This window comes from Singulisphaera sp. GP187, from assembly GCF_900129635.1.
Classification (GTDB): Bacteria; Planctomycetota; Planctomycetia; order Isosphaerales; family Isosphaeraceae; genus Singulisphaera.
In genome coordinates, this window is sequence record NZ_FSRB01000001.1 from 1,123,645 (window position 1) to 1,137,987 (window position 14,343).

The 14,343-nt window shown below is 63.0% G+C and carries 9 protein-coding genes; 4 read left to right on the plus strand and 5 right to left on the minus strand.

The features are described 5' to 3' along the window. Positions 1-3: 3 nt before the first annotated feature. On the minus strand, positions 4-2,235 hold the full coding sequence (locus tag BUS42_RS04410) for a DUF1549 and DUF1553 domain-containing protein (RefSeq protein WP_216821003.1): 2,232 nt from the start codon (positions 2,233-2,235) through the stop codon (positions 4-6). A gap of 1,296 nt (positions 2,236-3,531) precedes the next feature. On the opposite strand from BUS42_RS04410, the gene BUS42_RS04415 reads away from it, so the two are divergent. Beyond that, positions 3,532-3,999, plus strand: a complete 468-nt coding sequence (locus BUS42_RS04415) for a MarR family winged helix-turn-helix transcriptional regulator (RefSeq protein ID WP_074305604.1) — start codon at positions 3,532-3,534, stop codon at positions 3,997-3,999. A 57-nt stretch (positions 4,000-4,056) separates the two neighbouring features. Next, on the plus strand, positions 4,057-4,635 hold the full coding sequence (locus tag BUS42_RS04420) for a GNAT family N-acetyltransferase (protein WP_074305605.1): 579 nt from the start codon (positions 4,057-4,059) through the stop codon (positions 4,633-4,635). A gap of 239 nt (positions 4,636-4,874) precedes the next feature. Here BUS42_RS04420 and BUS42_RS04425 read toward each other — a convergent pair whose 3' ends face one another. Then, positions 4,875-7,202 (minus strand): sigma-70 family RNA polymerase sigma factor, encoded by a 2,328-nt coding sequence (locus BUS42_RS04425; protein ID WP_074305606.1) that lies wholly within the window; start codon positions 7,200-7,202, stop codon positions 4,875-4,877. Between the two features lie 341 nt (positions 7,203-7,543). Between BUS42_RS04425 and BUS42_RS04430 the strand changes: the two genes are divergently transcribed. Next, positions 7,544-8,380: a SirB1 family protein gene (locus BUS42_RS04430; RefSeq protein WP_254053295.1), complete on the plus strand. Its 837-nt coding sequence runs from the start codon at positions 7,544-7,546 to the stop codon at positions 8,378-8,380. Positions 8,381-8,621: 241 nt separating this feature from the next. Beyond that, positions 8,622-11,045, plus strand: coding sequence for a redoxin family protein (locus BUS42_RS04435; protein WP_074305607.1), 2,424 nt, complete (start codon positions 8,622-8,624; stop codon positions 11,043-11,045). Here BUS42_RS04435 and BUS42_RS04440 read toward each other — a convergent pair. The 3 genes from BUS42_RS04440 to BUS42_RS04450 all read right to left on the minus strand — a co-directional run bounded on the left by BUS42_RS04440 (position 11,039) and on the right by BUS42_RS04450 (position 14,148). After that, positions 11,039-12,760 (minus strand): ArnT family glycosyltransferase, encoded by a 1,722-nt coding sequence (locus BUS42_RS04440; protein WP_074305609.1) that lies wholly within the window; start codon positions 12,758-12,760, stop codon positions 11,039-11,041. The genes BUS42_RS04435 and BUS42_RS04440 overlap by 7 nt on opposite strands. Before the next feature lie 86 nt (positions 12,761-12,846). Beyond that, a complete protein-coding gene (locus BUS42_RS04445; RefSeq protein ID WP_074305612.1) occupies positions 12,847-13,350 on the minus strand; it encodes an N-acetyltransferase in 504 nt (167 codons plus the stop codon). 153 nt (positions 13,351-13,503) lie between these two features. Continuing rightward, entirely contained in the window at positions 13,504-14,148 is a 645-nt protein-coding gene (locus BUS42_RS04450; protein ID WP_074310681.1) for a phosphatase domain-containing putative toxin, read from the minus strand. Positions 14,149-14,343: the final 195 nt, after the last annotated feature.

A 14,343-nucleotide genomic window follows, 5' to 3' on the forward strand; every position in this document is an offset into this window, starting at 1 on the left:
ATATTAGTGATTGTAAAGGTACTCTTTGGTGTTGATGATCGCCCAGAGCAGGTCTTCGTAGGCTTCGCGCTTGGCCCGTGCGGGATCGAGCGGCTTGCCTTGCGCGTCGACCCGCGGCCTGGCGACATACGCCTCGGTCACCTTCAACTCCGCGACGCTCGGCTCGCGCGAGTAGGCGGCCAGGTAGAGCTCGCGGACCTTCTCGGACTCGGCCTGGTTCGATTTCGCCAAGAGGTCTGCGCGTCCATTCGGCGTGCTCAGTTTCGCCTTCACGTCCGCCGCGTTCATCAGGTGTAGGCTCTGCGCGAGACTCGGCGACTGGACTCGCTCGCACTCGCAAACGCTCGCCCCCTCGGGCCTGCCGAAGACCTTCAAGAAGGGGGAACTTCGGTTGTAGCTGTTGTCGGGAAGCGAGATCGCACGGGTGCCGGGGGGGAGGTTGGCGAAGTCCGTTTTTGCGCCGGTGAGCTGGTCGAGCGCATCCAGTAAGACCTCGGCTTGCATCCGTTTGGGGTAGTAGTGCGAGAAGTTCTGGCGATCGACGCCGTTGTATGCGTTGGGTAGGGCGCTCAATTGGTAGGTGTGCGACTGGGTGATCACGCGGACCACGGCCTTCAGGTCATAGCCGCTGGCGACGAACTGATTGGCCAGGGCATCCAGGAGCTCGGGATTCGTCGCCGGGTTCGTCTCGCGGATATCGTCCTCGGGTTCGATGAGACCCCGTTTGAAGAAGTGCTTCCAGTAACGATTCACCAGCGACTTGGCGAAGTAAGGGTTCGCCTTGTCGCTCATCCAGTCAGCCAGCTTCAGACGCGGGTCTTCATCCTGGGGAATCGCCAGGGTGGGGCCTCCCAGGGTCGCGGGCATCACCGGGATCTTCGTCTTCTTGTTCTCCAACTGGGCCGTGCCGCGCTGGTGAAAGATCAGGCTTTCGCCCCGGGTCGACGTTGGTTTGCGTCCCACTCGGCTGAAGAACGCGCCGAGGCTGAAGTAGTCGTTCTGGCTCCAGCGTTCGAATGGATGGTGGTGGCACTGAGCGCATTGCATGCGCACGCCGAGGAAGAGCTGCGCCACGTCTTCGAGCTGCTGCTGCGGCTCCAGCACCCGCTTGTACCAGGCCACGGCCGGGTTATCCGCGATCGTCCCGGTCGCCGCCAGGAGCTCGCGCACCATCTGGTCGTAGGGCTTGTTCGCCAGGAGGCCGTCGCGCACCCAGGAGTGGAACGCGAAGTTCGCCGTGATGTCGCTGGTATCATCGCGCCGATTCCGCAAAATCGCGGTCCACTTGTTGGCGAAGTAGTCCGCGTAGTCGGGACTGCTCAGCGAGGACTCGATCAGGCGATCGCGTTTGTCCGCGTCATGGCTCGACAGGAACTCACGTGCTTCCTCCAGAGTGGGCACGCGCCCTGCGATATCCAGCGCGACGCGACGGAGAAACGTGGCGTCATCGCAGACAGGGGAGGGGGGGACGCCCACCTGCTTCAGGTTGGCGAAGATGAGGGTGTCGATGAAGTTCTTCTCGGCGGGCATCTGCACGACCGGCGCACCCAGCGGAATCGAGGCGATGTAAACCGACACCATCCCTTGATAACGCACCATCACGGCCACGTTGCCGGGGACGTCGAGGAGCTTGACGAGGCCGTTTTCGTCGGCCTCCGCCATCCCCTTGTCGTTGGGTTCGTAGAGCGCCATCCGGGTCACGTCCGCAGTGTGGTCGTCCGAATAGTGGGCCAGCACCTTGAGCTGCTGTTCCCCCTGGAGCTTCATCACGTTCCGCTTCGGTTGCACCTCGATCGACACGAGCTTGGGGTCGGTCTCTTTGCCGTAGGCCATGCCTTCGCTGATCCAACGGGCCAACTGCGTGTAGCCCTCCGAGCTCGGGTCGAGTCGCTTACCACCGCCGTGCGGGACGACGTTCGACGCCTTCAAGAGCAGTAAGCTCTGCTCGGGAGCCGCCGGGAACACCCGCCGACCGTGCCCTTCCTTCACGATGTGTTCGTAGTCCTCCTGGGGTTCGAACCCGAGCAATGACAGTCGAAAGCCGTTCTGCCCGTTTCCCGCCTTCGCGTGGCAGCCGCCCGAATTACACGAGGCCTTGGTCAGGATCGGCATCACGTCGTTGACGAAGCTAAGCGGGCGTGCCGGCTCGGTCGCGAAACCGGGTGTCGCGCACCACGAGAGGGCGGCCACGAAGGCGAGCGGCACCCACCTGGTCATCTGGCGATTCTGTCGCATCGGACCGCTCTTTCTCAGGTAGAGAGCCGGCAAGGCTTTCCGCACGCCCCATCCGCCTGGCAACGCCGTCAGCCCCGATCCACTCTCAGCTTGGCATGGTGCCCGGGACAGAGCCTCTGGGGAGCGTCCCGAGGCCGAGTACACGCGATCGGACGATCCGGCGAGAGACCGACATCGCGGGCTCCCTGGTTTTTGATGTCGTTTGGGTAGGAACACCAACCCGGCGGGAAAAGAGGGTCAGGCAGACGGAGGGCCATCGAATCAATGTTGGGGAGACCTCACTCATTCTTCGGAATCATCGGTCGCCTCCCCAGTGTCTGTGTACAATAAGTTTAACATCGGAGGAACGCAAGCGTGAGCCTGATTTTTTCCTGGTCCATTGCGCGGCGAGGACCGCTTCTCTGGTTTCGTCGCGATCGGCCTTGGCGTCAGATCGTCGAACCGACGATTCCTGTAGGGTGGGATTTAACCCAGGCCGCAAAGAGATCGTGAATTGATGATGTCGTTTAATAAGTTCGGAGAAGCGTGAAAACGCAGAGGCGATCGGCGGGGGAGGGGGATACGACAATTCGACAGATTCTCAGTCGAATGAAAACCAAAGGTCTTTCTCAGCCTCGACTAATTGATTGATCCACTGGCAAAACTCAGTGGCGAAGTCGATCGCGGCCATCACCTCGTCCATGGCCCCCTACTTCCATCCGACCCGATACGCCACCTGCTCGCGAAGGTCGACCAGCCCTTTTTTTGGAAGAACCGGAGCTTCTCCAGGCTGAAGGTCGCGTAGGCGGATCCATCCGCGGCACGCCTTCGACCAATCTTCTCAAAAACGCCTTGATCTCGGGACTTGCGTACTTGCCGAAATGTCCCCAGAGCCCCTCTTCAATCGCCTTGCCATGGTCGTGGCTGCCGTTTGTGGCGTGCCAGGCCTGCCCGTCGGCCGCCAGTGCTCTTGCGGCAATCGAATGGAGCCAGATCTCTTCCCGCAGTCCACCGAACGGGATGCCGTTCATGACGGCGGCTCGAAAAAAAGGGGGGTCGAATTATGGCAAATTGCGAGCAAAGCCCAAGGTCGACTAGGGTCCGCGCGTCCCTAGCGATGGACTTCCCCCGGGGGGGGTAGATCAGGGGGCGGGACGCGAAGCCTCAGCCTCTTCAGCTTCAGTCCTGCGAGGCCATACTTAGAATCCAAGGCAACGGGAAGGAATTCCCGCTCGTAGAACGTTGCTGCCGACCCCTTGACATGGTTGCACGACGCAACTAATATGGTTGCGAAGCACAACTAATGCGGGAGCCGTCATGCAACAGGGACCACCAGCGCCCGAGGAACTCCCGGTCGAGGAGTTGAGGGACGTTTCTCGCAAGCTCGTCCGCGAGCTCGGATTCATGCGACCCACGCTGGGCGACACCGGTTTAGGGGCTTCGGCGGTCCACGCGGTCCTCGAAATCGGCCGCACGCCTGGCATCCAGGCCCGCGACCTGGCCGACCTGCTGCGTCTCGACAAGTCGAACACAAGTCGGCAGGTCACCAAGCTCGAGGCGGCCGGCTTGGTCAGGCGTGAGTCGGCGAGCGACGACGCCCGATCCTTTCACCTGCACTTGACGGATTCGGGCCGGTCCCTTCGCGGCAACATCGACCGAGTCGTCACAGACCAGGTCTCGAGGGCTTTACGCAAGCTGGCCTCGGCCGACCGCCAAGAACTGATTCGATGTCTGACGCTCTACGTCGAAGCCTTGAAACGAGTCGGCCAGGAGCATGCGGACTGAGATGAGGAAACTCGGCCGCTTGCGAACGCACAACGCGAGCATTGACTGCGAGGCTCTATGCGGGAGAAGAGCATGGTATCCATTCGTACTGCCGACATCGGTGACGCTGGCGTGCTGGCAGATTTGGCTCGACAGACGTTTCACGAAACGTTCGCCGCCCAGAACAGCTCGGAAAATATGGATGCCTACATGAAAGAGGCGTTCACCGTCGGGCGGCTCACCGCTGAGATTGGCGAGCCGGGGGCAGTCTACCTTGTAGCCGAGGCCCCCCCGAGGGCAATCGGCTTTGCGAGGGTCGCACCCGCTGACCCACCCGCCTGCATCACTGGGCCGTCCCCGGTGCGGTTGGTCAAGTTGTACGTATCCGCCGACGCAATCGGTTCGGGCGTTGGGGCGGCGTTGATGCGGTCCAGTATCGAGTGGGCCAAGAACTCGGGTCACAAGTGTCTGTGGTTGGGGGTTTGGGAGCACAACCACCGTGCCAAAGCTTTCTACGAGCGGTGGAGGTTTGTGTCGGTAGGGACCGAGATGTTTCGCCTAGGCAATGATGATCAGACGGACGTGCTGATGCAACTTATGCTGAGCGACAGGGCCGGTGGCGATCATCCTGGGGATCGGGGAACCGATCGAGATTGATCTCTTTCATACCGTCAATTGTCCGCGTGGATCGCGTCGAATTGCTCACGGATCTGGTGGGCCGGTAATCCGACAATCTGACATCCTTGCTGTTCCTGAAGACGCCAACATCATGCTCAGTTCGGTCGCCTCGGATGCACTGGGCAAGTCGGTCGCGGCCATCTCCTCGTCCGTAGACGCTATTTTCCGTCCGACCCCCAGTCCGTTTCGGGAGCACACTCCCGTGACCATCGCAAAGTTTACTCCTTACCGTCGGCCGGACCATCTTTGGGCGGGCCCGGCGGCGGCAGGGGCTCGAATTGCAAGCGGAAGTCGAGCGGATCTTGATCCTGCTCCAACCGTTCGAAACGCACACTCGCGGCGCTGGCTTCCCTCTGAAAACGTCCCGAGGCGACGATTCCACCGAAGGAGTGTTGGTCCGGCGGCTCGGCGAACACGCTGAGTTGGGCCTGCGTGAGGCCGCGTGGGATGCCGGTCAAGGCGTAGCGGCCGTTGGCATCCGTTGCGGTCCACCGGAGCGGTGTTAAGCGGTTCCCGTCTTCTATCGCGACGAGTAAATATAAACCAACACTATTGGCCGGTTTCCCGTCCGGGCCTGTGATCGTCCCGCGAATCGTGACTTCGGTTCGGGTTCCGAGAACTAATTCCTGACGCACTCTGCCGGACTGGGGATCGAAGTGCATGATTCGGGGCAAGACGGCTGGAACCGGGCCGTCGCAACTGACGGGGCCGCTGTCGTCCCGTCCTGCTTCGTGGGCCTGGGCGGCCCAGATCTTGAATGCGCCCTTCACGCTCGGTATCTGAAAACGTCCATCGCGGTCGGTCTTGGCCGCGAGGACGATCGGGAACCAGCCAAACTCACCTCGATCGGTGCTCTCGAAGGCGATGAGCTTGTCTGGCAGAGGAGGGCTGCCTGGGACGAAAGCCTCTGCGGTCAGTCCCTCCGCGGAACCTGTCCCGACGAAGACAATGCCCCGCGCGTCCTCCAAGGATCCGTCGATCTCGATACCGGTTTCGAGCGAGATGTCGCCCAAATCACCACCACCTACCGGGACGCGGACTCTCCGTGGCGCCAGTGATTGGGGATACACGATCAACTCGGCATTCCGGCCGTCGGGGAGGGTGAGTCGGAAATGCCCGGTGGCATCGGTCGTTTGCGTCCGGCCCAGACCACTCATCGGTTCATCGGCATAGGCCGAATGGATCTTCGCCCCGGCCACGGGCTTGCCATCGGGACCGACGCAGCGCCCGATGACGGCGACCCCGCGCTTGAGCCGGATGTCGGCAAGATTTCCCTGCCTTACCGCCAACCCGAGAAGATCCGAGAAATGAGGCTGGAAAAACTCGACATATTCCGGAGCGTTGACGTCCAGCGCCAGGTGCTGAGAATCGTCGCCCTGGATCCCGTTGACGCCATCGATCCGATAGCGTCCTTCGGGGTCGGTCCGAACTTCCCAGACATCGACCACCTTCGCGGCAGTCCGCAACGGACGCAGACTGCCTCGGAATCGCCGAACGCGAACCCTGGCTTTGGAAACCGGCCGACCCCGCTCGTCAACGACTCGCCCCGTCAAAACGATCGGGTCCGTCGTTCGAGGTACGGCTTGAGATTTCGGAGTATGATGCTCGGAAGCGGCTCGGGGCGGCTCACCTGCGTTGGGTGGGGCAGTGACGTTCGCATCAGCCACCGCCTCAGCCTCCCCGGCGGATCGGGCCAGGCTGATGGCTCCGGTCGCCAGGATCGCGGAGACCACCAGAATCCCCAGGATTGCGCTCAGTCGGTTCAGAAGCATGCTCTTGAGGACTCCTTGGGCGAGTTTGGCAACGGCCGTGGTCGCGACCCCCGCCACGCGATTGCGAACGACTTCCTGAATCGTCATGTTGACAAGCTGGGCCGGGACCGCGACCGGGGTGGCCGCCGTCAGGTGGAACGCGATTCCGGACTGCCCCGCCAGGGGAACGAGTGCCATCCGTTCCATGCGGCGCCGCAGCCGCTCGCGAGCGGTTGCCAACCGGCTCTTGATGGTCCCCACCGGGCAGAGCAGGATCTGAGCGGCCTCCTCGTAAGTGCGGCCTTCCAGGCAGCAGAGGACCAGGGGGGCGCGAAATCGCTCGGGCAGCCGGCCGAGTTCCACGTGCAAAACCGGTTCAACTCCCTCTCGGTTCTTCTCGTCTTTACCGCCGGTCTCTGTCACTCGCAGTGCGGCCCAGTTCCGTTCGTGTCGCTTTCGTCGGGCCGAGGCGGATCGGGCGCATGCTCCGATCCGCAAAGCCACGCCGTAAAGCCAACTCGCGAGCGAATCGCGTCGCCGGATGGAGCGGGCTTGCTGCGCCAGGACCAGAAACGTCGCCTGGAAGGCATCTTGGGTGTCGTGGTGGTCACCCAGAACCTCATGGCAGACCCGCTGCACCATCGGTCCGTGTCGCTCGATCAGCGCGGCGAAGGCCGTTTCATTGCCACGGGTCACGAACAGGTCGAGCAGTTGCCCGTCGCTGAGGCCAGCAACCGCGCCGATCTCGAAAAGTGTTCGCAGGTGACGACTCACGGTGTGCTGAGCATCGGCCATCGGTCGGGTTCCCCGTTCTGACTCGAATTCCGAAATGTAGTGTAACGAGGGAAGCCGATTGTTCGATTTCTCCGCGAATTCCCCATGGACCCATCGTTTGCGGATGTCCTCCGTGCCCTCCGTTTACACGCCACAGGTGAATTCCCCTTGGTCCTGAAGCCACTCCCACTCGGGAGAATCGGCCGCCGCCCAGGGGGTTCATGTTCTTCTGTACGTCTTTGAACGTCGGTGTTGCCACGACCTTGAGCACGGTCGAGGACCGGGTGCGGTTGCCGCGAACTCGGGAGTTGCGTATCTTTCTAAAGGGTCGGATGTTGGGAACGCGACTCGGAGGTTTTCGCGTGGTGTCTCCGTTTGCCGAAAGCCCGGAATTTCAGCGTCTGTTGCGTCGCGAGCCCCCGTCCGACTTGATCCGGATCGCGCTCGAGATCGCGCGGGACGCGTACCCGGAACTCGAGGCGGAGCGCTACCTCGAAAAGGTGGAATCGCTCGCGCTCCGGATCCGCGACCGCTGTCCGGCGGGGGCGAAACCAAGGCAGGTGCTCGGCCAGATCAACTGGGTCCTCTTCGTCGAAGAGGGGTATCAGGGGAACGTCGACGACTATTACGACCCCCGGAATAGTTATGTCAACGAGGTGGTCGACCGCAAGACCGGGATCCCGATCAGCCTCTCCGTCCTCTACTGGACGCTTGCCGAACGGCTCGGGCTGGCGATGGCGGGCGTCAACCTCCCTTGGCATTTCATGCTCCGAGTCGGCCGGGCCGATTCCACGATCTTTGTCGACCCGTTCCATGGCGGGGTTTTGCTCGATCGCGAAGGGTGCTGTCGCACGGTCTCCGGGATCTTGGGGAAGCCCGTCGAACTGACCGACTTGCAACTTGCCCCCTGTGGTCATGATCAGGTGGTTGCACGCATGCTTCGCAACCTCAAGGCGATCTACTTTCGGAATCATGACTTTCAGACCGCCTTGTCCGTGCAGAGGCGGTTGGCGGCCTTGAATCCGAATGATGGCGACGAACAGCGCGACCTGGGGATGCTCTGTTTGCAGCTCGATCGCCCGGCCGACGCGATCTCCCCGTTGCAGTCCTATCTCGAATCGAAACCACCGGATGAGGATGCCGAAGTGGTTCGCGCGTTGCTTCGCGCCGCCAGGCGCGAGGTCGCGACCTGGAACTGATTGGCCGGCCTCCTCGGTCGTTTTCTCGAAAATCTTTCGAGAAAGAATCAAGTTCTTTTTCTCAAGTGCCGAAGACGAGAGTACGGCGACTCCGGGCGGGTCGTCGTGCTGTCGGTCTCAGTGAGGATTGTCCGGAAAACGGACCCTGCGGGATGAAGGGCGGAGCTCCTCATTCCCGGCGCGACCTTCAGGTCATGACCTCGCTGACCCGGTTCGCTCGTCAGGAGGAGGAATCCCCGCTATGCACACCTTGAGAACTTCAACGAGTCTGTTACTCCTTCCTCTTTTATTGTGCCTGGCCGGCTGCGCCAGCACGTCGGGCGTTTCCTCCAAGATGCAGACGGTCGCATCGGTAGGGGACAAGAAGTATCCCGTGGTCACGGGCGAGCCGGGAGCGTCGGTGGTGGCTGACGCCGCGCCCGCCGAGCCGTCGGTGCGTGCCAAGGGACGGATCTCGGGCCGAGTGGTCGACGACACGGGAGAACCGCTTCCGGACGTTCGCGTGCGACTTGCCGTGGGGAACACACCCGGCGGACAGGTCATTAGCGCCACGACCGACCGTACCGGAGCGTTCACGCTCAATGGGGTTCGCGCTGGCTCCTCGCATACCGTCATCGCCGAGTGGGAGGACGGTCAGGAGTATCTGACCGGCCGGAGCGTCGTGGATGCACCCGACACGAACGTTCGGATCACCCTGGCTCCGTCCGGCACCGAGTCCAAGACCGCCAGCGCCCCGATCCGGCCGAATCGAATCAGCCCCGTGTCGGAAAAGGCGTCACTTCCGGACCCGGATGACGACGACGAAACGCTGATCGATGTCCCCCGAGTATCGTCCCGGAAGCCACGCGTGAATGTTGAGGATCTGCCGCCGCCTGAGGCCGAGTCTTATCCCGCGGCTGGGGGCGTGCGAACTCCCGCCCCCGCGCGTCAGGGCTCGGCGACGGGTCGGGTCCGCTGGCGAGGGGTGGGAGCGGATGGAGTCACGCGGCAGGACTCGAAAGCGGCGACCGAGCCCGGTCATGGCAAGATATCCGCGCTCCAGGATTCCGAGACACACGAAGCGAGCGCGATCGCATCGAGTCCGGCTGACGAAGACGAGGGGCCGAACCCGCTTCCCCCGGCGCTCGAGCCGGGGCAGGCGCCTCGGGATCGGGACCTCGTTCCGCTTCCTCGAGCGCGCAAGCCACGGTCCGTGCCTCGCTCCGCCGCGATTTCAGGTGACGACGACGATGCTCTCGCGAGGGAACGCGAGCCAGGGCAGATGTCCGTCACGGCTCCGGCCAGAACGACAAAGCCACGGCGGTCGGTTCAGACGCATGAGGTCGAACCCGAATCCGATTCCGAACCCGCGTCCTCGGAAGTCAATCCGCTTCCCCCAGCGCGCGAGCCGGGTCGGGAAGGGGATCTGTCCCTCGCCGATCCGAGCCTGCTTCCCGCACCGGGACTGGACCCGGAGTCGGAACCGGAACTGGGGCCGGAAAAAAAAACGAGCGCGTCTTCGTCGGCGGATATAGCCTTCCTACCGCCCGCGGTTGAGGCTGGCCAGGCCGAGAAACCCGCCGAGGTTCCAGGTCCGATTGGGGAAGCCCCGGCGGCCGGTGCCAACCTCCTCGCGTTGAGCGAGACGACACCTCGGTTCTTGAGCGATGATTCGCCGGCCGCACCGGTTGAAGCGGCCCCGGCGACTAGCGCCGACCTCGCCGCGTTGAGCGAGACGAAACCTCCGTTTCTGAATGATTTGCCGGGCCCGGTCGAGGCGGCTTCGGCGGAAGGGCAGCCGGCGCCAGGCCTTCCTCCCGCAGTTGCGGCGGCTCCGGGGCGAAATGAAGTGGCCGAACCCTCGCCGTTCGACACCCCCAGCTTCGAGCCGGCTTCGTCATTTGCGCCTGCGATGGCCGCGGCGACGGGTCAGTCGGTTTTCGAGACCGGTTCGGACGCACCGGCAACGAACGAAGCACCCGCTCCTCCCCCCGACACCCGAAAGCGGCCGACCTGGAAAGACCTGGCCTCACTCGCCCCCAAGCCACCCCTCGCGCAAGTTGAGAGTCGGAAGGGAGTTGGGCCCGCGGTTTTAGGGCCGATGAAACCTGCGGCGCATGCCTTTTTGATGGAACAACCCCCCGCGTTGCCAACGAGCACGCGCGCGGCGCCGTCGCAAGCTCAAGCCGATGTTGGCAAAGCCTTTTGCGACTACGACGCCAAGCACCGAAAGATCAATGATTTCCGCCTGCCCGACCTTGAGGGCAGGCCGGTTCGTTTCCAGGAGCTCGATGCCGACCTCGTCCTGATCGACTTTTGGGGGACCTGGTGTCAGCCCTGCCTGCGGTCGATTCCCCACCTGGTTGAACTCCAGAATCGGATGGGAACGGGCAAGCTCAAAGTGGTCGGCATCGCCTGTGAGCAGGGTCCGCTCGCCGAGCGTGCCAAGACGGTAAGCCTGGAAGTTCGCCGGTTGGGGATTAACTACCCCGTGCTGCTCAGCGGCATGGATGGACCTTGCCCGCTCCAGGAAGCGTTGAAGGTTCAAGCGTATCCCACCTTGATCCTCGTCGATCGCCAAGGGCGGATCGTCTGGCAGGATCAAGGAGCGACCCCCGTGACCCTGGGGCGGCTCGATCGCTTTCTCGCCTCGACGAGCAAGTCCGAACAGACCCGACGCTATTGAGTCCCATTGCCCCGCGTGGGGAGTATCGACTCGCGTTCGTGGTAGGGGTAAATCCAGACGAGGGGAACTCCCCACTTCGAGACGACGTAGGCGGGCTGACCGTTCGCGATCAGAGCGCGGTCCCAAGGCTGTAACGCGCCGGGCCGGTTCTGGAGCACGAACCAGGCGGCCGACCGTCGCGGATCGGGGATCACGTCCGGCTTCAGCCGGCCCGACTGGTGAAGATAGAGCCAGGATGTGGGGAAGGTCGCAAACTCGATTCTTTGGTTCGGCGGCGTCTGGTCGTTCAGCCAGTCGAGCGCCTCTTCCGTCAGCCCGTCCCAGAAGTAGGTGGGTTCCATCCCGAGCTTGACCGCGCCGGGAAGGCCGCCGACGATCGGGCTGAAGTAGGAGAGCGGGACCGGCATCATCAGGGCGATGCTGAGTGCGCCCTCGACCAAGGCGGCGGCCACGATCGCCTTGCCCCAGCGCTTGAATCGTTCGATCAGTGCCGCGGCTCCGAGGCCGGCGATGATCGCCAACATCCCGAACGCGGGCAAGAACTGGCGGACGCCGTCGTGCCCGGGGGTGTGAGGCAGCGCGCGGAGCGCCAGAAGGAAGCTCCAATGAACGATCGCCAGAACCTCGAACGGCCGGCTCCGGAACCGGCGGATTGCCTGACCAGCACCCACGATTGCCAGGGCGAGGAACCCGACCGGGGTGACAAACAGGGTCCACGCCAGGGTGTTGTACCAGGGGAGCGACTGTTTGGGGGTGACGTAGATCTGCCCGAGAAAGAGCACCGGGATTGGGATCGTCCTCGAGCGCGTCAGGTTCGATTCGAGGAAGCGCCGCACCCCGTCGATTGGAGCGTTCCACCAGCTCGGGTTGAACGCGTAGAGCGTCAAGACGGCGATCAGACCGCCGACGAGCAAGGTCAGGAAGCCCCGGCGACTCCGTTCGACGACGGTCCAGACCAGGAACGGAAGCGGGAGGAACCACCCGGTCAGCTTGCAGTCGGCCGCCCAACCGGCGAGTAGGCCGAAGAGAATGACCCAACCCCACCTTGGCGACCGGACCTCGACAGCCGTGGCGGTTCGGGGGAGGACCGCCTCGGCGAACGCGATCAAGGCCAGGACCCAGAGACTGGCGAGGATGGCATCGACCGTCGCATAGTGGCCGTTGGCGAACAGGTTCGGCTGGAAGATCCAGGCTCCCGCGGCCAATGAAGCCGCCCATCGTCCCCAGCGCTGGGCCACGAACGTCCAGAGTGCTCCGGCCGTCAGGCTGAACAGAAGCATCGGGCCAAACCGTGCCCGCGCGAGCTCGCTCCACCAACTGGGAGTCAGAAGGTCCCCGGCCAGGCCGACGATCGCATAGAACGGCGGATGGCCGTGGGGCTCCTCACGGGCGAAGGGCCAGAACCAGGCGAGCACGTTCTTGTCGAAGAGTTGGCCGCGGGTGCGCATCTGGTCGGGACGGGGGGCGGGGTATTGATCCTGCTGGACCAATTCCAGGTCCGGCGGCTGCCAGGTTGCCGCGAACCGTGCGGGATCGCGGAGCGCGGCAAACCAGGCGCGGATCCGCGCTTCGCGGCCGAGCGTGTAGCCCTCGTCCCAGACGATCGAGAGCCGCGATTCGGTCGCGATCATCAGCACGAGTGTCGACGCGGCCACCGCCAATCCCAAGGCCCGGAACGTCCCGCGGCGGGGTGGGTCGAGATGCGGTCCGCTCACAGGCGACCTCGAAGAAACGACACGAGGGGCCACGGAGGGCCCCTCTTTTGGGTTGCCGCAAGAATGATTGCGGAGGTCGTCGACGCTTACACAGAGACCGTCGCCAACTCGCCGTTAACGCTTTGCCACTCCGTGGCGACAGAACGAATCAGCGCGATCTCATTGCAGTTGGGGAAGAGCGGACACCGCACGCACTCATTCCAGATTTTGTGCGGCAGGTCGGCCTTCTCAATGCGATGGTAGCCGCATTTCTCAAAGAAATCGGCGACATAGGTGAGCGTAAACACCGTCTTGATCTCGAGAAGGCGGGCGGCCTCCCAACAAGAATCAAGGAGCGCTCGCCCCACGCCACGCCCGTGGGCATGTTCAGAGACCGCCAGGCATTTCAGTTCGGCAAGGTCTTCCCAGAACACATGCAGGGCAACACAACCGACGATTTGACCGTTGTCGTCAGTGGCCACGAGAAACTCTCGGATCGATTCATAGAGTTCTCCCAACGACCGGCGGATCATCAGTTTTCGATCGGCGAACGTGCGAATCAGTTCCTGAATGGCGGGCACGTCGCCAACTCGCGCGGGACGAATGTTCAATCGAGGAATCCCCCCAAACCCCGGCTTTGACCCCGGGCGTTCTTGCCTTGACCCGACAAGCCCCCGGACGTATCGGGCGCTCGCGGGCGAACGGAATATTGTAAGTCGTTGGTTTTTGGAATCAATACCGTGTCGGCCGACACCCCAAAATCATCAGAACGTGCGGGTGGGCTCGGGACGCGGACTCGCGGCTTTGGCCTGGCTGGTCTCGGCCTGGCGGAAGGGGAGCACGCGCTCGCGGTAGAACGATTCCATGTGCCGATAGTCGGGTCCGTGCGCGACTTCCACGAGCCCGAACGACTGGGCGATCTCTTCGGTCGCCTGCTCCAGGGTCCAGCCGCAATACTTGGTGCGATAGGCGATCTGGACCATCGAAGTGCGATTGATGCCATGATGGCAATGGAAGTAGACCGGCTGATTCTTGGGGTCCGCCAGCACGGCGGCCGCCTCCTCGAGGAGGTCGGAGATCACGCGCCAGTCCCCCAGCCCGCGCTGGTCGACGATCGGGATATGGACCCAGCGATAGCCCAACTCCTCCGCCATCTGCTTCTCGCGGATCGCCAAGGGGTGAGTGGGCGGATGAGCCAACGCCAAGACTGTCTTGACCTTATAGTTTGTGACAACCCGTCGCATCGGCCAGGGCTGTTGCCAGGCGCCTCGATAAAGCTTGCCCGGCTCGACCACCGCGAACTGGTCGGCGAAGACGTAGTCGTGACCGTGCCTCCAGACCTGCTGGGCTGTTAGACATCCCAGAGCGCCCACCAAACCGCGGCGAATCCATTTGCGTCGGCTGACCATGAGGAGAACACTCCGGTACGAGGCAAGGATTCCGTTCCAGGCGGGGTCGGGGATCGTAGCAGACACCCGATTGACCGGCAAGAGAAGTCAGATCCAACGGAACCTACCCCCATTCGAACCTTATCGGCAGCCTCAATCCGATTCTCCAAGGGCAACACCCGGGCGCCTGAGTTTGGCATCGCCTCCGCCCCGCGA

Excerpts from the sequence above, each read along its gene's own strand:
- BUS42_RS04410 (WP_216821003.1), bottom strand. The coding sequence starts at position 2,235 with ATGCGACAGAATCGCCAGATGACCAGGTGGGTGCCGCTCGCCTTCGTG.
- BUS42_RS04415 (WP_074305604.1), top strand. The coding sequence starts at position 3,532 with ATGCAACAGGGACCACCAGCGCCCGAGGAACTCCCGGTCGAGGAGTTG.
- BUS42_RS04420 (WP_074305605.1), top strand. The coding sequence starts at position 4,057 with ATGCGGGAGAAGAGCATGGTATCCATTCGTACTGCCGACATCGGTGAC.
- BUS42_RS04425 (WP_074305606.1), bottom strand. The coding sequence starts at position 7,202 with ATGGCCGATGCTCAGCACACCGTGAGTCGTCACCTGCGAACACTTTTC.
- BUS42_RS04435 (WP_074305607.1), top strand. The coding sequence starts at position 8,622 with ATGCACACCTTGAGAACTTCAACGAGTCTGTTACTCCTTCCTCTTTTA.
- BUS42_RS04450 (WP_074310681.1), bottom strand. The coding sequence starts at position 14,148 with ATGGTCAGCCGACGCAAATGGATTCGCCGCGGTTTGGTGGGCGCTCTG.